Annotated in this window: 17 protein-coding genes; 10 read left to right on the top strand and 7 right to left on the bottom strand. The window is 70.3% G+C overall.

From position 1 onward, the window contains the following. Nucleotides 1–1,322 (top strand): MFS transporter (locus ITI46_RS25370; protein ID WP_209242134.1); only part of this gene is annotated, 1,322 nt, incomplete at its 5' end. Between the two features lie 93 nt (nucleotides 1,323–1,415). Here the strand turns inward: ITI46_RS25370 and katG are convergent. Then, a complete protein-coding gene (gene katG / locus ITI46_RS25365; RefSeq protein WP_209242132.1) occupies nucleotides 1,416–3,641 on the bottom strand; it encodes a catalase/peroxidase HPI in 2,226 nt (741 codons plus the stop codon). 326 nt (nucleotides 3,642–3,967) lie between these two features. On the opposite strand from katG, the gene ITI46_RS25360 reads away from it, so the two are divergent. Further along, nucleotides 3,968–4,384, top strand: a complete 417-nt coding sequence (locus ITI46_RS25360; RefSeq protein ID WP_209242130.1) for a Fur family transcriptional regulator — start codon at nucleotides 3,968–3,970, stop codon at nucleotides 4,382–4,384. A 29-nt stretch (nucleotides 4,385–4,413) separates the two neighbouring features. On the opposite strand, the gene ITI46_RS25355 is transcribed toward ITI46_RS25360, so the two are convergent. The 3 genes from ITI46_RS25355 to ITI46_RS25345 form a co-directional block, all read right to left on the bottom strand. Further along, nucleotides 4,414–6,348: an APC family permease gene (locus tag ITI46_RS25355; RefSeq protein ID WP_209242129.1), complete on the bottom strand. Its 1,935-nt coding sequence runs from the start codon at nucleotides 6,346–6,348 to the stop codon at nucleotides 4,414–4,416. A gap of 93 nt (nucleotides 6,349–6,441) precedes the next feature. After that, on the bottom strand, nucleotides 6,442–6,819 hold the full coding sequence (locus ITI46_RS25350; protein WP_209242127.1) for a VOC family protein: 378 nt from the start codon (nucleotides 6,817–6,819) through the stop codon (nucleotides 6,442–6,444). An 84-nt stretch (nucleotides 6,820–6,903) separates the two neighbouring features. Continuing rightward, nucleotides 6,904–7,308, bottom strand: coding sequence for a MerR family transcriptional regulator (locus ITI46_RS25345; RefSeq protein WP_209242125.1), 405 nt, complete (start codon nucleotides 7,306–7,308; stop codon nucleotides 6,904–6,906). 442 nt (nucleotides 7,309–7,750) lie between these two features. On the opposite strand from ITI46_RS25345, the gene ITI46_RS25340 reads away from it, so the two are divergent. The 4 genes from ITI46_RS25340 (at nucleotide 7,751) to ITI46_RS25325 (ending at nucleotide 12,389) form a co-directional block, all read left to right on the top strand. Beyond that, complete coding sequence (locus ITI46_RS25340) at nucleotides 7,751–9,277, top strand: SulP family inorganic anion transporter (protein WP_209242140.1); 1,527 nt, start codon at nucleotides 7,751–7,753, stop codon at nucleotides 9,275–9,277. Nucleotides 9,278–9,782: 505 nt separating this feature from the next. Continuing rightward, nucleotides 9,783–10,850 (top strand): hypothetical protein, encoded by a 1,068-nt coding sequence (locus ITI46_RS25335; protein ID WP_247746570.1) that lies wholly within the window; start codon nucleotides 9,783–9,785, stop codon nucleotides 10,848–10,850. Nucleotides 10,851–11,105: 255 nt separating this feature from the next. Continuing rightward, nucleotides 11,106–11,717, top strand: a complete 612-nt coding sequence (locus ITI46_RS25330) for a TetR/AcrR family transcriptional regulator (RefSeq protein WP_209242123.1) — start codon at nucleotides 11,106–11,108, stop codon at nucleotides 11,715–11,717. A 162-nt stretch (nucleotides 11,718–11,879) separates the two neighbouring features. Further along, nucleotides 11,880–12,389: an SRPBCC domain-containing protein gene (locus tag ITI46_RS25325; protein ID WP_209242121.1), complete on the top strand. Its 510-nt coding sequence runs from the start codon at nucleotides 11,880–11,882 to the stop codon at nucleotides 12,387–12,389. 68 nt (nucleotides 12,390–12,457) lie between these two features. Here the strand turns inward: ITI46_RS25325 and ITI46_RS25320 are convergent, their stop codons facing one another. Together ITI46_RS25320 and ITI46_RS25315 are read right to left on the bottom strand one after the other, a co-directional pair. Then, the gene (locus tag ITI46_RS25320; RefSeq protein ID WP_209242119.1) at nucleotides 12,458–13,144 is read right to left on the bottom strand and encodes a hypothetical protein; all 687 of its coding nucleotides are present in this window, start codon (nucleotides 13,142–13,144) and stop codon (nucleotides 12,458–12,460) included. 195 nt (nucleotides 13,145–13,339) lie between these two features. Then, complete coding sequence (locus ITI46_RS25315) at nucleotides 13,340–14,116, bottom strand: SDR family oxidoreductase (protein WP_209242117.1); 777 nt, start codon at nucleotides 14,114–14,116, stop codon at nucleotides 13,340–13,342. A gap of 197 nt (nucleotides 14,117–14,313) precedes the next feature. Here ITI46_RS25315 and ITI46_RS25310 point away from each other — a divergent pair, with 197 nt between their 5' ends. Together ITI46_RS25310 and ITI46_RS25305 are read left to right on the top strand one after the other, a co-directional pair. Continuing rightward, nucleotides 14,314–15,183, top strand: coding sequence for a helix-turn-helix transcriptional regulator (locus tag ITI46_RS25310; protein WP_209242115.1), 870 nt, complete (start codon nucleotides 14,314–14,316; stop codon nucleotides 15,181–15,183). 99 nt (nucleotides 15,184–15,282) lie between these two features. Next, nucleotides 15,283–15,588 carry an RICIN domain-containing protein gene (locus ITI46_RS25305; protein WP_209242113.1) on the top strand — a complete coding sequence of 102 codons (306 nt, stop codon included), beginning with the start codon at nucleotides 15,283–15,285 and terminating at the stop codon, nucleotides 15,586–15,588. A 68-nt stretch (nucleotides 15,589–15,656) separates the two neighbouring features. On the opposite strand, the gene ITI46_RS25300 is transcribed toward ITI46_RS25305, so the two are convergent. Then, nucleotides 15,657–16,115, bottom strand: coding sequence for a DUF4913 domain-containing protein (locus ITI46_RS25300; RefSeq protein WP_372452070.1), 459 nt, complete (start codon nucleotides 16,113–16,115; stop codon nucleotides 15,657–15,659). Between the two features lie 295 nt (nucleotides 16,116–16,410). On the opposite strand from ITI46_RS25300, the gene ITI46_RS25295 reads away from it, so the two are divergent. Beyond that, entirely contained in the window at nucleotides 16,411–16,779 is a 369-nt protein-coding gene (locus ITI46_RS25295) for a hypothetical protein (RefSeq protein WP_209242111.1), read from the top strand. Continuing rightward, on the top strand, nucleotides 16,779–17,297 hold the full coding sequence (locus ITI46_RS25290) for a hypothetical protein (protein WP_209242109.1): 519 nt from the start codon (nucleotides 16,779–16,781) through the stop codon (nucleotides 17,295–17,297). The genes ITI46_RS25295 and ITI46_RS25290 overlap by 1 nt, the downstream gene beginning before the upstream one ends. Nucleotides 17,298–18,500: the final 1,203 nt, after the last annotated feature.

Below are 18,500 nucleotides of genomic sequence, written 5' to 3'. Positions count from 1 at the left end.
GGGTCGTGGCCGGGGGACGGCTGGGGGACGCCTTCGGTTCGTTCCGGGTCTTCGGCGTCGGGATGACGCTGTTCACCGCGGCCTCCACGGTCTGCGGTCTGGCCCCTGCCGCCGACCTGCTGGTGGTGGCGCGGCTGCTCCAGGGCGCGGGAACAGCGCTGATGGTGCCTCAGGTCTACCGCGCGGCGCAGACGCTCTTCCGGGGGGAGCGGGAGCGGAGGACGGTGTTCGCGGTGATCGGCGCCGCGATGGGGGTGGGCGCCGTCAGCGGGCAGCTGGTGGGCGGCTGGGTGCTGGCCGCGGACGTGGCCGGGCTGGGCTGGCGGGCGGTGTTCCTGGTGAACGTGCCGGTGGGGGTGGCTGCGCTGGCCCTGCTGCCGTGGGTCTCCGGCGTCTCCGGCGCGGACCGGCACCCGGCGCCCTCCGCCGCCGCACCGCTGGGTGTCCGCCGCCGCGCCGACCTCGACCTGGTGGGAACGGCTGTGGCCGTGGCCGTGCTGGGGCTGTGCACCGTGCCGTTGGCGGTCGGCCGGGAACTGGGCTACCCGTGGTGGTGCCGGCTGTGCCTGGTCGCCGCACTGCCGCTGGGGGCGGCCTTCCTGCGGTACGAACGCCGAGTGGAGCGGCGGGGGCGAACGCCGATGCTTCCGCCGCGGCTGCTGCGCTCGGCCGGGTTCCGCCGGGGGATGGCGCTGCTGGCGCTGATCAACAGTGGCGTGACGTCGTTTCTGCTGGTCCTCGGCCTGCTGCTGCAAGAGGGCCTGGAGTGGGGGCCGTTGCGGACGGGAGCCGGCCTGCTGCCCGCAGCGGGCAGCTTCGCCCTCGCCTCGCTGCTCGCCCCCGGGCTGGCTCGGCTCACCTCCGACCGCCGGCTGCTGTGCCTGGCGGCGGCGGTGGCGTGCGCCGGATACGCGATGTGTGCGGTGAGCGCGTGGTGCGGCGCGCTGCCGTGGCTGATGACCGCGCTGGGTGTGGCCGGTGGCGGTATGGGGTGCTTCCTCGCCCCCGCCTTGGCGATGACGCTGCGTACGGTGGCGCCCGCCGACTCCGGCGCCGCCTCCGGAGTGATCGCCTCCGTACAGCAGCTCGGGGCCGCGCTGGGCGTATGCGTGTTCGGCGCGGTGTTCTTCACGCTCACCGGCGCGGGCGTCTCCCAGCTGCGGGCCTTCGCCTGCACCACCTGCGCCATCGCCCCCACCGTGCTCGCCGGAGGCGTCCTCGCCGTGCTGTGGCCGGGCGCCTCGTGCGGCGCCTCCGACCTTCCGGGCCGCGCCCACGGTCATGGCCACGGCACCACCGTCCCGGCCGATGGCGGACCGTGACCGCAGGCCCTGGTAGCCACGAGGGCCCCGACCGCTGAGCGGTCGGGGCCCTCATCGGGCGCCCTGTCGGGGCCCTCGGTCAGACGCTGACGATCAGGCCAGGTCGAACCGGTCGAGGTTCATCACCTTGTCCCACGCCGCGACGAAGTCGTTCACGAACTTCTCCTTCGCGTCGTCGCTCGCGTAGACCTCGGCCAGCGCGCGCAGCTCGGAGTTCGAGCCGAAGACCAGGTCGGCGCGGGTGCCGGTCCACTTGACCTCACCCGTGGCGGCGTCGCGGCCCTCGAACGCGCTGGCGTCCTCGGCCGTCGCCTTCCACGTCGTACCGAGGTCGAGCAGGTTGACGAAGAAGTCGTTGGTCAGCCGGCCCGGAGTCTCGGTGAGGACGCCGTGCTTCGAGTTGTCGTAGTTCGCGCCCAGCACGCGCAGCCCGCCGACCAGGACCGTCATCTCCGGGGCGCTCAGCGTGAGCAGGTTCGCCTTGTCGAGCAGCAGATACTCGCCCGGCAGCCGGTTGCCCTTGCCGATGTAGTTGCGGAACCCGTCGGCGGTCGGCTCCAGCGCGGCGAACGACTCCGCGTCGGTGTGCTCCTCGGTGGCGTCGACGCGGCCCGGGGTGAAGGGCACCTCGATGTCGTGTCCCGCGTCCTTGGCCGCCTTCTCCACGGCAGCGGAGCCACCGAGCACGATCAGATCGGCCAGCGAGACCTTCTTGCCGGAGGCGCCGGAGTTGAACTCCTGCTGGATGCCCTCCAGGGTGCGCAGCACCGTCGCCAGCTCGTCGGGGTTGTTGACCTCCCAGCCCCGCTGCGGCTCCAGCCGGATGCGGGCGCCGTTGGCGCCGCCGCGCTTGTCGCTGCCGCGGAAGGTGGAGGCCGCCGCCCACGCGGTGGTGACCAGCTGGGAGACGGTCAGCCCCGAGTCGAGGAGATTGGCCTTGAGGGAGGCGATGTCCGCCGCGTCGATGGCCTCGCCCTCGGTCTCGGGCAGCGGGTCCTGCCACAGCAGGGTCTCCTCCGGGACCTCAGGGCCCAGGTACAGCGACTTCGGGCCCAGGTCGCGATGGGTGAGCTTGTACCAGGCCCGGGCGAACGCGTCGGCGAACTCCTCCGGGTTCTCGTAGAAGCGCCGCGAGATCGGCTCGTACACCGGGTCGAAGCGCAGCGCGAGGTCGGTGGTGAGCATCGTCGGGCGGTGCTTCTTCTCGGAGTCGAAGGCGTCCGGGACGATCTCCGGCGCGTCCTTGGCGACCCACTGGTGGGCACCGGCCGGGCTCTCGGTGAGCTCGTACTCGTACTCGAACAGGTTCTTGAAAAACCCGTTGCTCCACCGGGTCGGGGTGGTGGTCCAGGTCACCTCGAGGCCCGAGGTGATGGCGTCCTTGCCGACGCCCGTGCCGTGCGTGCTCTTCCAGCCGAGGCCCTGCTGCTCCATCGGGGCCGCCTCGGGGTCCGGGCCGACGTTGTCCGCCGGGCCGGCGCCGTGGGTCTTGCCGAAGGTGTGGCCACCGGCGATGAGGGCGACCGTCTCCTCGTCGTTCATCGCCATGCGGCGGAACGTCTCACGGATGTCGCGGGCCGCCGCGATCGGGTCCGGGTTGCCGTTGGGGCCCTCGGGGTTGACGTAGATGAGGCCCATCTGGACGGCGCCGAGCGGGTTCTCCAGCTCGCGGTCGCCGCTGTAGCGGGCGTCGCCCAGCCACTCGGTCTCGGGCCCCCAGTAGACGTCCTCCTCGGGCTCCCATACGTCCTCGCGGCCGCCCGCGAAGCCGAAGGTCTCGAAGCCCATCGTCTCCAGCGCGACGTTGCCGGTGAGGACCATCAGGTCGGCCCAGGAGATGTTCTGGCCGTACTTCTTCTTGACCGGCCACAGCAGGCGGCGCGCCTTGTCGAGGCTCGCGTTGTCCGGCCAGCTGTTGAGCGGCGCGAACCGCTGCTGACCGGCGCCCGCGCCGCCGCGGCCGTCGCTGATGCGGTACGTGCCCGCGCTGTGCCAGGCCATCCGGATCATGAGCGGGCCGTAGTGGCCGAAGTCGGCCGGCCACCAGTCCTGGGAGGTGGTCAGCACCTCGGCGATGTCCCGCTTGACGGCCTCCAGGTCGAGGGACTGGAACGCCTCCGCGTAGTCGAAGTCCTCGCCGAGCGGGTTGGCCACCGCGGGGTTCTTGGCGAGGATCTTCAGGTTCAGCCGCTCCGGCCACCACTGGCGGTTCCCGCCTCCCTGCGTCGGATGCAGGGCACGTCCGTGTGCGACGGGGCAGCCGCCGCCTTCCTCCTCCGTCTTCGGGTCTACGACGATCGCCTCGTGGTTCTCAGACATGGGAATCCTTCCGGACTGGGCGGATCACGGTGCTCAGGGAAAATCGCTCAAGGAACGGTCGCTCAGGGAACGGCACGGTGCTCAGGGAATGACGGTGTGGAACAGCGGGGGCGCAGGCTCCGGCGAAGGCCGTCACCTCGTGGACCGCCTCGTCGACCGGATGGCGAAGTGTGATCGGGCCCATCTGCTGAACCTTCACGTGATTCCTGTGGTGTCCTGCCCCTTGGCTGTCGCTGGAACCGATCCTACGATGGACGAAATCCAAGTCAATACGGAAACCAGGCCCGTAAGATTTTCGTTCGGCCCCGATGGTTAGGCTGGTGGTCATGAGTGACCTGCTGGAACGGCTTCGCGGACGTGGCTGGCGGATGACAGCGCAGCGGCGGGTCGTCGCCGAGGTGCTCGACGGCGAGCATGTGCACCTCACAGCGGACGAGGTGTTCGCGCGCGCCACCGTCCGGCTTCCGGAGATCTCCCGCGCGACCGTCTACAACGCCCTCGGCGAGCTCGTCTCGCTCGGCGAGGTGCTCGAGGTGGCCACCGACGGCCGCGCCAAGCGCTACGACCCGAATGCGCACCGGCCGCACCACCATCTGCTCTGCTCGGACTGCGGCACCATCCGTGACGTACACCCCGTCGGCGATCCCCTGGCCGACCTGCCCTCCTCCGAGCGGTTCGGATTCGCCGTCTCGGACGTCGAGGTGACCTACCGGGGCCTGTGCCCCGACTGCGCCCGGGCCTGAGTCCGGCCGGCATTCCCCCGTGGGGGGCGTCAGGCACCGGGGTGGTGCTCGTGGGCGTGGCGGTGTGGGTGTGGCACGTAGGGAACGCTGGTGACCATGACGCCCGGGGTGAACAGCAGCCGGGCCTTGAGCCGTAGCGCGCTCTGGTTGTGCAGGAGCTGCCCCCACCAGCGCTCGGGCACGTACTCCGGGATGAAGACAGTGATCACATCGCGCGGGCTCTCCTTGCGCAGCCCGCGGATGTAGCTCAGCGCCGGGCGGCTGATCTCGCGGTAGGGCGATTCCAGCTCGACGAGCGGTACGCCCATCTCATGGCGGTCCCACGCGTCCCGCAGCGCGGCGGTCTCCTCCGGCTCCTCGGCGACGGTCAGCGCCACCACGCTGTCCGGGCGGATGGACTGGGCGTAGCCGATGGCCCGCATGGTGGGAGCGTCGATCTTCGAGACCAGGACGATCGCATGGTTGCGGGACGGGCGCTCGGGCCGGGCGTCCGGGGCCACGGCGAGCTCGGCCGCGACGGTGTCGTAGTGGCTGCGCACGCCCTTCATGGTGAGGAAGAGCAGCGGCATGGCGAGGGTGACGATCCAGGCGCCGTGGGTGAACTTGGTGATCAGCACGATCACCAGCACGATGCCGGTGAAGGTCGCCCCGGTGGCGTTGATCAGCCGGGAGCGGTGCATACGTACCCGCTCGGCCCGGTCCGTGGTCTGTGGCAGCAGCTTGTTCCAGTGCTTGACCATCCCGGCCTGGGAGAGGGTGAAGGAGACGAAGACGCCGATGATGTAGAGCTGGATGAGCGCGGTGACACTGGCGTCGAAAGCGACGATGAGCCCGACGGCGGCCAGCGACAGCAGGACGATCCCGTTGGAGAACACCAGCCGGTCACCGCGGTGGTGCAACTGCCGCGGCAGATAGCGGTCCTGGGCGAGGATCGAGGCGAGGGTGGGGAAGCCGCTGAAGGCGGTGTTGGCGGCCAGGATGAGGATGCCGGCGGTCGCGGCCTGTACGTAGTAGAAGAGCAAGTGGACATCGCCGAAGCTGGCCCGCGCGATCTGCGCCACGGCTGTTGGCGGCGAGGCGTCGGCCGGCAGCCCGAGCGCGGTGGGGTCGGAGGCGACATGCACCTGGTAGACCAGCGCCAGGATCGTGATGCCGACGAACATGCTCACGGAGATGAGCCCCATGACCGCCAGCGTGGTCGCCGCGTTGTGGGACTTCGGCCTGGCGAAGGCCGGCACCCCGTTGCTGATCGCCTCCACCCCGGTCAGCGCCGTACAGCCGGACGCGAAGGCCCGCATCACCAGGAACACCAGCGCCAGCCCCGCGAAGCTGCCGGTGGCGTGGACGGGCAGGTCGGCGGACTCGGCGCGAATGGTGGTGCCCGTCGCCATCCGCACCACGGCGAAAGCGAACATCGCATAGATGCCGAGCACGAAGCCGTAGGTGGGGATCGCGAACGCCCGCCCGGTCTCCCGTACCCCGCGCAGATTCACCAGCGCCAGCAGCACCACGAAGCCGACCGACATCCCGACCGCGTGGCCCGACAGCGCGGGCGCCGCCGAGGTGATCGCCGCCACGCCCGCCACCACGGAGACGGCCACGGTCAGCACATAGTCGACCAGCAGCGCGCTGGCCGCCGTCAGCGCCGCCGTCGGACCGAGGTTGTCGGCGCTGACGGCGTACGCGCCGCCGCCGTGCGGGTAGGCGTGGCACGTCTGCCGGTACGAGGCGATCACCACGGTCAGCAGCAGCACGATGACGAGCCCGATGTACCAGGCCAGGTCCAGGAAGGCGGTACCCCCCAGCGCCAGGATCAGCAGCGTCTCCTCGGTGGCGTACGCGACCGAGGAGAGCGGGTCGCTGCAGAACACCGGCAGCGCCAGCCGCTTGGGCAGCAGCGTCTCCCGCAGCTGCTCCGTACGCAGCGGCCGACCGAGGAGAACCGTTTTGGGGAGCCACGTCACACAACCGGATGGTAAATACGGGTGGCTGAAAGATGCGCCTGCCGTGCAGGGATGTCGCACGGAAATATGCGGACATCGTGCGGATGCGCCCAGTCAGGTCCCGGGCCACACCAGCAGGCAGAACTCATTGCCCTCCGGGTCGGCGAGCACCGTGGTCAGGACGCCGTTGTCGTCGAAAGGCGCGGCGAGGACCGTCGCCCCACAGCCCCGGATCCGCGACAACTCCGGCTCCAACGCGGGCACCCGCAGATCGAGATGCATCCGGTTCTTCCCCCGCTTGGGCTCGGGCACCTGCTGGAGCAGCAACTCGGGCCCGGCACCGTCCACCGGAGCCAGACTCACGTACGGCGGCACAGCCCGCACCCGCCGGTACCCCAGCACCGCACACCAGAACTCGGCCAGCCGGTCGTTGTCCCCACAGTCCAACACCCACGCGAGCTCCCCCGGCCCACCCTGACCAATCGCAGCCATGCCTCTCTCCTTCCTTCGGCCGAGCCACGCACGCCCGGGCGCCTGAACCGCTGGCCGGGAGTCTGTACAGGCCGCCCGCGCCCCTCAGGCGTTCGTACCCTGCGGAAGGCGCTCGCGCAGGGTGGCTGCGAACTCCTCGGCCCGCGCGAGTTGGGTGCGCAGGTCTGCCACCCGTCGCTGGGCGGCTTCCTCGAAGTCGCGGAGGCGGCCCAGGAGTTGCTCCCGCTCGGAGGCGGACAACTCGGCGCCGGAGTCGAGGCGGTCGGTGGCGGTGAGCAGTTCGCGCATCTCGTCCAGGGTGAAGCCGAGTGGTTTCATACGGCGGATCACCATCAGGCGGGCGACATCGGCCTCGGTGTAGAGCCGGAATCCGCCCTGGGAGCGGGCGGAGGGGATGACCAGGCCGGTCTCCTCGTAGTGCCGGATGGTGCGCAGCGACAGCTCGGTCCGCGCGGCGACCTCGCCGATCTGCATGTGCTCGCCGCTCACGCGCCCCGCCTTCCTCTCCCATCGCGGCTGCCACCACTGTCACAGCCCTCACACCGGCCGACTCCGATCTCTACCGTAACGTTAGGGTAGAGTTGCCGACCGCGGGGTCCGGTCCGTGTGCCGACCCGCCTCCATGGTGCGGGACGTCCTTCCGTACTTCTCTGCCGAGCCGGGGCCGAGGACGCCCCCGGCGACGGACGAGCCCGGAGAAAGTCCTCAGAAACGTCCGTGGAAAGTCCTTGGAACAGCCCGCAGGCAACCCGTAGGAACGAGCGTGCGCATGCTCATGATGCCCTGCGCCGCCGCCTGCCCGCCGTGACCATCCGCATGTGACCGTCCGCACCTGAGCAGCCCCGGGGGGCTCAGGACCGGGTCGTCCGCGCCCCCTTGCGCGCCCGAGGTGATGCCGGGCGTGCCCGAGCACGACAGGTACGTCAACCCCTTGTCTTCTTCCGCACTCTCCTCTGCCACCGCCCGGCTGCGCGGCCTCAAGCCCGACTGGCCCGGTTGGCCCGGTTGGCTGTCCGACCCGAAGGTCTGGCGCACCGAGGTACTGGCCGGGCTCGTCGTGGCGCTGGCCCTGATACCCGAGGCGATCTCCTTCTCGATCATCGCCGGGGTCGACCCGGCTGTCGGACTGTTCGCCTCCTTCACCATGGCCGTGACGATCGCGCTCGTCGGCGGCCGCCAGGCGATGATCTCGGCGGCGACCGGGGCCGTCGCCCTGGTGATCGCCCCGCTCAACCGCGAGCACGGTCTGGGCTATCTCGTCGCCGCCGTGATCCTCGCCGGCGTCTTCCAGATCGTCCTCGGCGCCCTCGGTGTGGCCAAGCTGATGCGCTTCGTGCCGCGCTCGGTGATGGTCGGCTTCGTCAACGCCCTCGCCATCCTGATCTTCCTGGCCCAGGTTCCGGAGATGCGCGACGTGCCCTGGCCCGTCTACCCGTTGATCGCGGGCGGCCTCGCCCTCATGGTGCTCTTCCCGAAGGTCACCAAGGTGGTCCCGGCGCCCCTTGTCTCCATCGTCGTCCTCACGGTGATCACGGTCGCCGCCGGGATCGCGGTGCCGACCGTCGGCGACAAGGGCGAGCTGCCCTCCTCCCTCCCCGTCCCGGGCCTCCCGGACGTGCCGTTCACGCTGGACACGCTGACCACCATCGCGCCCTACGCGCTCGCCATGGCGCTCGTCGGGCTGATGGAGTCCCTGATGACGGCGAAGCTCGTCGACGACATCACTGACACCCGCTCCTCCAAGACCCGCGAATCCATCGGCCAGGGCATCGCCAACATCGTCACCGGCTTCTTCGGCGGCATGGGCGGCTGCGCCATGATCGGCCAGACGGTGATCAACGTACGGGTCTCCGGTGCCCGCACCCGTCTGTCCACCTTCCTGGCGGGCGCGTTTCTGATGGTGCTGTGCATCGTCTTCGGGCCGGTCGTCTCCGACATCCCGATGGCCGCACTTGTCGCCGTGATGGTCATGGTCTCGTTCGCGACGTTCGACTGGCACTCCATCGCCCCCAAGACCCTGCGGCGCATGCCCGCCGGCGAGATCACGGTGATGGTGGTCACCGTCGCGGTCGTGGTCGCCACCCACAACCTCGCCATCGGCGTCGTCGCCGGCACCCTCACGGCCGTGGTCATCTTCGCCAAGCGTGTCGCCCACCTGGCCGAGGTCACCTCGGTGACCGATCCCGACGGCAGCAGCGTGGTCTACTCCGTCACCGGCGAACTCTTCTTCGCCTCCTCCAACGACCTTGTCACCCAGTTCGATTACGCGGGCGACCCGGACAAGGTCGTCATCGACCTGAGCGCAGCCCACATCTGGGACGCCTCCTCCGTCGCCGCCCTCGACGCGATCGAGACCAAGTACGCCCAACGCGGCAAGACCGTCGAGATCACCGGCCTGAACCAGCCCAGCGCGCGGATCCACCGGAAGCTCACCGGTGAACTGACACCCGGCCACTGACGGCCCTGCTGGAGGTGACTGCCTCTTGAGGGGCTGCTCCTGACGGCACGGCCAGGACGTGGCCATGGCCGGTGGGCGGCAGCTCTCTCCCCCGACGCGGCTCGGGACGTATCGCCTCCCTCGCCCCCGGCCTCGCTCTCGCAGCCGGTGCCGGTGCCGGCTCGCCGACCCTCGTCTCGTCGGGTACGGCGGCCGCCGGGGAAGGGGCGATCGGCGCACCGACCGCCCTCCGCGCGGACCGACGAACTCGGCCCGCAGGCCGGCCCTTGCGTGGCGTTCCGTTTCCGGGGCCGGCCGGCCCACATCGGTACCGGTACCGGGGGGCGCATGGCCGCCCCCCGGGGCACCCCGGGAGCGCTGCGCGGAAGGGCCGGGGCAGGATGTGGAGAAATGGTGGCCGACGGCGGCCGATGCCGATGCCGGTGCCGGTGCCGGCCGGCGGAACGGGCGCAGGCATGGCGGGTCGGCCTGGCTCTGCGGAGGGCCTGGAAGGCGGGTGGGGAAGATGGTGCAGCGGGGAGAGCCCAGGAAGGTGCTGCCGCCAGTCATCATCGGTTTGCTCCTTGCGCTGGTCGGGGCGGGGCTGCTTGCCGCCGTTCCGGCGGAGCTGGAGAAGAACCGGGAGTACGTGACCGCACGTCCCTGCCCGGCCGGCAGCCGGCCGGATGCGTGCAAATCGACCCGTACCGCCACAGTCCGCGGCACTCAGAAGGAATCGAGCGGCAAGAGCGTGCACTACTGGCTGCTGCTCACCGTGGAGGGCTCCGGTGATGTGCGGCGGGTGCGGATGATCGGGTCGGCTCCGGTGTACAACGCGGTACGTACCGGGGATGAGGTGGAACTGACGTACTGGCGGGGGGAGATCCGTACCGTACGGTTCGGGGCCGCCGCCCAGGAGACCAAGGCGTCACCGGCCGATGACTGGCGGCCTTGGCTGGCCTTCGGCCTGCTGACGCTTTCCTTCGGTCTCGCTCTGCTTCTGATCGGCTGGTGGCTGCGCTACCGGCATCCCGTCGCGGCCTGGGCGGAGGCCTGGCCGGTCACCGTGGGCTTGGTGACGGCCGTCGTTCTCGGCAGTGTCGGCATGGTTGCCGCGATGGTGGTCGGCGATGTGCGGACGGCGTGCCTGGTCACCATGGCCGGAATTCCGCCGGCCGCGTGCCTGGGCGGCCTGTACGCGCTGTGGCTGCGGCGGCGGGAGCGACGCGCTGCGGACACCAGCGGCATCGTTCCCGTACGCCCTGCGGAGAAGCGGTGCGTGGCTGCGACCGTGCGGGGAGAAGTGCCCTACAGCGTGGAGGGTTTCGGCTACCTGGTGATAGGGGACGGGCGCCCAGCGGCCACACCGGACCCGGACGGGCGGGTCGCCCGAAGAGAACTTCCCAAGGCGCTGACCGTCGATCACGTGCGGGCTGTGCGGCCCGACGACCCGGATGCCTGGTACAGCTCCTACGACTTCGACGGAGTGGTCATCGAGTGCCGGGACGGCGGCCGCCCCGTCCTCATCGCCACCAGCCGCAGTGACGCCCCCTCGATACTGGGGGCGCTGACCGCCCCCTCCACGAGCACGTAACCTCCCGGCTCCTGGGTGGGCCCGCTGCGGGGCCCGTTCGCGTTTGCCGCCCACGCCGGTTCGCCCGGAAGCCGCGCTCCGCGGTGCGCTGCCCCCGCTGGGCGACGTCCACAGCCGCTGACGCTCGACTCGGGTGGTCCTGCGACGGGCTGCGCTTCGGGGACAGCGGACGCCCGCCTTTTCGATACTGCTGTTGCGTAATTGCGGGAATGACCCTACCCTCATTTACGAAACGACAGTAGCGAAAGGTGTCTCATGCAACCGACTGCCCGACGTGGACGGCCGCGGAAGCAGGAGGCGGATGCACGCATCCTCGACGCGGCGCTGGAACTGCTGCTCGACTGCGGATATGACCGCTTCTCGGTCGATGAGGTGGCTGCAAAGGCCCAGGTCGCGAAGACAACGCTGTACCGCAGGTGGCCCACCAAGGACCATCTGATCGTCGCCGTTGTGGCGCGTATCCAGGACGAAGTGCCAGTGGAGTACAGCGGCGATGTCCGCGCAGATCTCACGCGTTACCTCAACGAGATCGTGAACGGGCTCAACCGGATGCGGCAGGTCGGCCGCGCCACTGCGTCAGGTGATGCTTCTGCGGGTCTGGTTGCGGAGGTTGCCGCCGCAGCGGCACGCCATGCCGATGTCGGCGCGGCTGTCCAGGCCATGTTCGCCCGCCGTAACGCCTTGGTGCTGACGCTGCTCGAACAGGCCCGCGAACACGGCGAGTTGCGCAGCGACGTCGAGCCGGGCGTCCTCTTCGACCAGCTGGCCGGCGCCCTGTACTACCGGCTGCTCGTCACCGGCCGGCCCATCGACGCGGCGTACGTCGATCGCCTGGTCACCGGCGCGCTCACCGGTGCGTCCGCCTAGTACGCCCGACGCCCGCATGGCCATGCCGATCTCGGCAATACCACCCGACACGAAAGAGGGCCCACGATGATCAGCACGTCGAAGTTCACGCCGGCCGATTCCGCAGCCGCGCCCGCGGCGCCGCGTCCTGCTCCCGTCAGGAGGCGCCGAAGCCGGTGGCTCGTGTCCATCGCGGTCCTCGTCGCCCTCCTCGCCGGGTACACGACGTGGTCCAACACCCAACCGGTGCGGCTGACCGCCTCGATACGGATCCAGGCGACACCCGAGGAGGTCTGGCAGGTACTGACGGACTTTGCCGCCTACCCCGAGTGGAACCCCTTCCTCACCTCGGCGGAGGTGACCTCACCGGGCGGCCGCCTCGACGAAGGCGCACACATGCGCATCGTCATGCACGACGACAGCGGCGACAGCACATTCACCCCGCGGATTCAGACGGTCGCTCCGGGACAGGAGCTGCGCTGGCTCGGGAAGGTCGAACCGGGCTGGATAGCGGATGGGGAGCACCGGTTCACCATCGAGAAGGACGGCCCTCACCACGTCCGGCTGACTCAGAGCGAACGCTTCACCGGTGTCGCCGTACCCTTCGTCGCGGGCCGACTGAAGTCCCAAACGCTCCCGCAGTTCCGAGCCATGAACGAAGCCCTCGCAAAGCGGGCCGAGGGACTCCAGTAGGGCTCTCTCCACGTTGTGGTTCCGGGCGGATGAGACTACAGGTGAGACTGCCCCTGGACCCTGCAGTATCACCGCCAGTCGATGAACACCGCGCCGTCGCCGAGAGTTGAGAACGCGCCGGTCTTCTTGACCTTCTTGGGTGTGGAGCCCGCCTTGGTGCCGGAAAGGAAGTAGTTGCTCACCGTCCCTTTCACGGAGCGGAACGCGAACTCCTGCCGGTCGGGGGAGAGCACCATCGCGAAGTTCTCATGGTCGTTGCGGGGGAGGACGGGAGCTCCCGGCTTCGCGTCCTTGGAGGCGTCGAAGGCGGCGAACCTGTGGTCCGCGGGCTCCGCGCTGCCGCACAGCACCGAGTCGTCGTCGAGCCAGTCCTCCCCGCAGGAGAGGAACTCGCCCTTCTCGATGAGCTCCCGGCCCACCGAGCGGCCCCCCGGTGGGAGCTCCAGCACGTAGCCGTCGGCCAGGAGGCGCCTGCCGTCGGGCGAGAGATGAGCACCGCCGGCCAGCACGCCCCTGGCCGGCGACCCCAGCACGGTGAGGCGGCTCTCGCCGACAACATCGACCTTCAGCCGGTCGACCGCCTTGTGGCTCCCGGCGATCGCCCTGGTTGCGACCCGGCCCGAGGCCGACACTCCGGGGTCCTCGACCACGTCATAGGTGAACCAGACCGCTTTGCCGTCCGGTGAGAGGGCCGCGTCCCAACCCGTGGCCAGGCAGTGACCGGCTCGGCGGATCTGAAGAAGGGCGTGCGGCACTGAAGTTGCGCCATCTTGAAGTGGCTGGTCAGGGGCGTGGTGTGACGTTGTGCCGGGGTGCTCGTGCTGGTCGTGGGCGGCAGTCAGGGGTGCAGCTCGTCTGTCAGGACGGCTTTGCGCACTGAGGCGCGGAGACCCAGGGCCGGCCGGCCCGGGCCATTACGGCCCGGGCCTGGGTGAACTGGCAGGGAACGGTCAGCTGGCCTGAGCGGTCGGCATGATGGTCACCTGCTGGAGGTTGGCTCGCGGCGGGAGGGACGCGACGAACCCGACGGTCTGCGCGATGTCCTCGGACGTGAGCCACTCCATGGTCTCCTTGGAGCCCTCCAGCCACGCGAGGGCACCCTCATCGGTGACGTGGCTCTGCAGTTCGGTACCGACGATGCCGGGCTCGATCGCCGAGACACGCACCTTCTTCGCACCCAGCACAGCCCGCAAGTGCCGGGAGAGATGGGTGACGTACGCCTTCGTCGCGGAGTAGACGGCGAAGTTCGGGAATATGTTCTGCGCCGCGATCGACGACGTGTTGATCAGGTCCGCGACACCGCGCTCCTCAGCGGCCTTCACCAGCTGCGGGGTGAACGCGCCGATGACGTTCATCAGGCCGGTGATGTTCAGGTCGATCTGGTGCTGCCACTGATCGTCGGCCAGCTCCTCGATCGGGGCGGGGAGCATGACGCCCGCGTTGTTGAACAGCAGGTCGGCACCGCCGAACTCGGCCGAGACCCGGTCAGCCGCCGCCCGTACCGTCGCCGCGTCGGTCACGTCGACCGCAAGGGCCAGGGCCTGACCACCGTTCTTCCCGATCCGGGCCACCAGCTGCTCCAGCCGGTCCGCACGCCGGGCCACGACAACGACGCGAGCGCCCAGTCCGGCCAGGTGCTCGGCCGACGCCTCGCCGATACCACTGGAGGCACCGGTGACGACTGCGACGCGGCCGGAAAGAGGACGGGCGGAAGTCTGCGTGGTCATGAGGCACACCTTTCAAGGGTGGGTTGAGAGATTCTGAACCGCGGCCTGTCGCCATCGGCTTCTCCACAAGAACACCACCCCAAGACGCCTCACAGGGCGCCGGAAAAGGCCCTGACCAGGCAGGTATCCACAAGGAAGGTACTGGCAGTACCACCCGGCCCGGAGTACGGCCCGCTCCCGCCCGCCACACTGGGCACATGGATGACCGTAGTAACGAACTCGCCGACTTCCTGCGCACCCGCCGTGCCCGGGTCACCCCCGACCAGGCAGGGCTGCCCGATGACGGCCGGGCACGCCGCGTGCCCGGCCTGCGCCGCGACGAAGTCGCCAGACTCGCCGGAGTCAGCACCGAGTACTACACCCGCATCGAGCAGGGCCGGGCGCAAAACCCCTCCCCCGAAGTCCTCGAAGCACTCGCCGGCACCCTGCGGCTCGACCCCTCCGAGCGCGAGCACCTCACCGACCTCCTGGCACGGCCCACACCGGCCCGCCGCGCTCCGGCCAGTCCCCAGCGCGTGCGCCCCGGACTGCACCTGATGCTGCAGACCCTCGACCACGTTCCCGCGTTCATCCTCGGCCGGCGCACCGACGTCCTGGCATCCAACCGCCTCGCCCGCGAGGTCCTCACCGACTTCGACGCCCTGCCCGCGCCCCGCCGGAACCTGGCCCGCTACTACCTCCTGGACCCCGACGCCCGCGAACGTGTCGGCGACTGGGAACAGATCGCCGCCGAAACCGTCGCCATCCTGCGCCTGGAAGCCGGCCGCAGCCCCCAGGACCGACAGCTCGCCGACCTCGTCGGCGAGCTCACGCTGAAGTCACCGGAGTTCTCCACATGGTGGAACGACCACCGGGTACTGCGCCGGACCCACGGCGCCAAGCACTACCACCACCCCCTCGTCGGCGACCTGCACTTCTCCTACGAGTCCTTCCAAGTGCCTGGTGACAGGGACCAGACGCTGTGCGTCTACAACGTCGAACCCGGCTCCGACACCGCCCAAGCCCTGCGACTCCTCACCAGCTGGACAGCTCCACAGCCTTCGGGTACGCCCGGCCCAGGAGCGTAGCGGCCGCAGGTACAAACCGCCCTTCGCCCGGACTTGGTCGAAGTTCTCGTTGTGGCAGTGAGCCTCCTCCAACTTCGAACCCGCAGGTCATCGGGGCCGGTGTCAGTCACCATCTTCAACGTCAAGACCGCGAAGGGCGTGGACATCCCCGGCAAGGGGAAGCGGAACGATACCGTCCACCAGGCGCCCTGCGACTCTGCGAAGGACGACAACCAGCGCTGGCTGCTGGACCGTAAAGAGAAGTGCGGCGGGCCGGGCGGCTCGGACCTCTGCCTGATCCGCAACCTCGAGAGCGGAAACCTCTGCCTCAACGCGCAGGCCGACGGCAGGGACCCGCACGCCGTGCTGACGATCACCGGCTGTGACGACGAGAACGACCACCAGGGGCGTTTCCGGAAGGTATGAACCCGCGTCACCACCGGTGCCGGCCACCCGGAGCAGCCGACGCCCGCCCTGACGAACCGGACGGCCGCTCAGGCGCCGGCGGCCACGAAGGGCGACTCGATCTGCGGGACCTCCTTCGGCCGGTGGTTGCCTGGCTTGCATCCGGCGAAGGGCCCCATGGGGTCGCGCAGGGTGGCCATCACGGGGCCCAGGAAGTCGCGGTGCCACGCGGCCGGGCCCGTCATGTCCTTTGCCGGGTTGGAAAGTTCCGCCCAGGCCAGCCACAGGCCGTGGAGCTGTGCGACCGCCTCCGGGTGCTCCCACCAGCGCGAGCACCAGAGCGCTGTGGAGGTGATCTCCCTGCCGTAGACGGGCAGCAGCACGTTGTGCGTCCACTCCACCAGCTGGAAGAGTGCGTCCTCGTAGTCGTGCCCGTCCAGATAGAGGATGAACTCGGGCTGGGGGGCGGGCGGTGCGTCCTCTTCCGTACCGGAGTTCCCTTCGGGCTCGGGATCGATCATCGTCTGTTCTCCTGCCGCTGTCGTCATGGAAGTCTCCACGCCACCACCACGGGCGCGCGGGGGGCTCGGTTCACTATCCGGCCCCGCCCCGCCTCCGGGCAGGGACACCGGGACACAGAGCCGCCACGCAGCCCTGTTCGGGCCCTCCGCCGGTCACCGCCCAGCCGCCGCCGTACCGCTGTCCACGCCGCACCCGACCGAAGGACGCGACCATGTCCGAACCCACCGACCAGCTCGACCCCTACGAGCTGGCCCATGAGCTCGCCGTGGCGACCAGCTCGCGGCCCAGCAGATCAGCGCCGAACGCGACGGGGCGCGCGCTATGGCCGCACGGGACCAGGCGGCGGCCAGACGGCAGGGCCGCCCCGCCCCGCCGCGGGCCAGTACCGAACGCCAGCGCAGCGGCGCCGCGAGCCGGATGGTCCGCGCCGTGCGCGAGCTGCGGGTCATGCTGCGCGGCGCCGACGGCGAGGAGCACCGTCCCGGGCCGCCCGAGCAGGGGCACGAGCAGCAGCCGGGCCAGCAGCGGTACACGCAACAGGCTGCGCACCAGCCCGACCAGCGGTCCGCATTCGAGCGGTACCAGCAACTCGGCGCGTTCGAGAAGCAACTGGTCGAGGTGGCCGCGCTTCAGATGATCACCAGAACCCGCAGTACGCCGCGGCGTACGACCGCGGGTAGCTGCCCGTGATGGGGGCGATCGCGGGCGAGGCCCAGGCCCGGCACCTGAAGGCGGTCGAGGAGGCGGCGCGGCGCGCCACCCCGGCGCAGGGCGCGCAGCCGGGCCTGGGACGGGAGACCGACCCCACCCTGTTCCGGGATGCCGCACCCGTACAGGCCCGTAACACCGCACCTGCTCAGGCCCCTGGTGCCGCGCCCGTCCAGGGCCAGGAGGCCCGGAGCGTCGAAGCGTCGTCGGAGCGCTTCCGGCGACCCGCCCTGGCCGTCCGTACCGACGAGGCGACGTTGAAGCGCGGCTTGGAGAGCGAGCCGAACGCGCGCCGCACCTCGTTGGCGAGCACGGACGCGCTCGTGGCCGGCCGACCCGGCACGCCGGGTTTCGACCAGAACGCCGTCTCGGCCGCCGCACGGGAGTCACGCGCGGCAGGACCGACGCCCAACGGCAACCCCCCACGCAGCCGGCCCCCGAAGCAGCACTGGGAGGCGGCGGCCTCGCAGAAGCAGACCCAGCCCATAGGGATGAAGTGACAGCGTGCCGGCTCCGGCACCGGGCAGCACCGTGAACCACCGGGGCCCAACCCCCGTAATAAGGAGGTGAACCTCCTACAGAGGACGGAGAGCACACCATGACAACCCCTCCGGACCGACGCAGCCGGCGCCGTCGTGAGCCCGACCCCGAACGTGGTGAATCCCGATCGCCCTCACCCCCACCCGCGGAATACCAGTCGGAAACGTGGTACAACACCGTGTACAACTTGGCGCACCAAATCCGCGGATCCGAGCTTCTGACCTCCGTGATCGGGACGGGGCAGTGGGTGGTCGACAGGACGCCCGCCATCGTGGACACGGCCGTCGACTCCCTGGAATCCGCCGGGCTGGCCCTGCAGGCCGCCGGCACCGCCCGAAACGATGCGGACCAGGGCTGGGCTTCCACCTACAACTGGGGCGTCGCTTTCACTGGCGCCGCCAGCGCGCGGACGGTCCTCCTGGAGGGCCGCAGGGCGCTGCGGCCTCACCCCGACGATCCGCCGGACATCTTCGCCGCCGCACTCGGTGCCGCAAGGTTCGCCGGTGCTTCAATGTACGGCTTCGGCCGCGACCCCGCGACCAGGACGGCAGGTGCCGCGCTGCAAGGCGCGGGAATGGCCGGCGACTACATCAGGAATCGTTACGCCGCCAATCAGGCCCGTGCGGCGGAGGCCGCGCGCGCGCGTCGCGCGGCGGAGCCGGCGCCGCAGCTCGAACGCCCGAGCTTCGGTGATCCGTTCAACGCTTCTTACGAGATGCCTGTGCGGGAACGCGCCAGCGGATCCGAGCGGGGCCAGGGCTCTGAGGACAGCAGGTTGCGCAGGCGGGCTTCCAGCCGTGCGCCGGAGGAGCGGCGTTCCCGGCGGGAGTCAAGCCAGGCTCCCGAGGGCGGGCGGCGCAGGCGGGATTCGAGTGCGACTCCGCAGGAGCGGCCCCGTGCGGAGCGGGTTCCCCGTGCGGAGCGCGACCGCCGTCCGCCGCCGAGTTGGAACGGTACTCTTCCGCAGTCTGCGGCTCCCCGGTCGATGAGTGGTTCCAGCAGTTCGCCTGAGGAACGTTCCCGGCGCGAGCGCAGTCGTGCGCCGGAGGAGCGGCGTTCCCGGCGGGAGTCAAGCCAGGCTCCCGAGGGCGGGCGGCGCAGGCGGGATTCGAGTGCGACTCCGCAGGAGCGGCCCCGTGCGGAGCGGGTTCCCCGTGCGGAGC

This window comes from Streptomyces oryzae (assembly GCF_017676365.1).
Taxonomy (GTDB): Bacteria; Actinomycetota; Actinomycetes; order Streptomycetales; family Streptomycetaceae; genus Streptomyces; species Streptomyces oryzae.
This window is presented reverse-complemented; position numbering and strand designations above follow the sequence as displayed.

Excerpts from the sequence above, each read along its gene's own strand:
- katG (WP_209242132.1), bottom strand. The coding sequence starts at position 3,641 with ATGTCTGAGAACCACGAGGCGATCGTCGTAGACCCGAAGACGGAGGAG.
- ITI46_RS25360 (WP_209242130.1), top strand. The coding sequence starts at position 3,968 with ATGAGTGACCTGCTGGAACGGCTTCGCGGACGTGGCTGGCGGATGACA.
- ITI46_RS25350 (WP_209242127.1), bottom strand. The coding sequence starts at position 6,819 with ATGGCTGCGATTGGTCAGGGTGGGCCGGGGGAGCTCGCGTGGGTGTTG.
- ITI46_RS25335 (WP_247746570.1), top strand. The coding sequence starts at position 9,783 with ATGGTGCAGCGGGGAGAGCCCAGGAAGGTGCTGCCGCCAGTCATCATC.
- ITI46_RS25330 (WP_209242123.1), top strand. The coding sequence starts at position 11,106 with ATGCAACCGACTGCCCGACGTGGACGGCCGCGGAAGCAGGAGGCGGAT.
- ITI46_RS25315 (WP_209242117.1), bottom strand. The coding sequence starts at position 14,116 with ATGACCACGCAGACTTCCGCCCGTCCTCTTTCCGGCCGCGTCGCAGTC.
- ITI46_RS25310 (WP_209242115.1), top strand. The coding sequence starts at position 14,314 with ATGGATGACCGTAGTAACGAACTCGCCGACTTCCTGCGCACCCGCCGT.
- ITI46_RS25300 (WP_372452070.1), bottom strand. The coding sequence starts at position 16,115 with ATGACGACAGCGGCAGGAGAACAGACGATGATCGATCCCGAGCCCGAA.
- ITI46_RS25295 (WP_209242111.1), top strand. The coding sequence starts at position 16,411 with ATGGCCGCACGGGACCAGGCGGCGGCCAGACGGCAGGGCCGCCCCGCC.
- ITI46_RS25290 (WP_209242109.1), top strand. The coding sequence starts at position 16,779 with ATGGGGGCGATCGCGGGCGAGGCCCAGGCCCGGCACCTGAAGGCGGTC.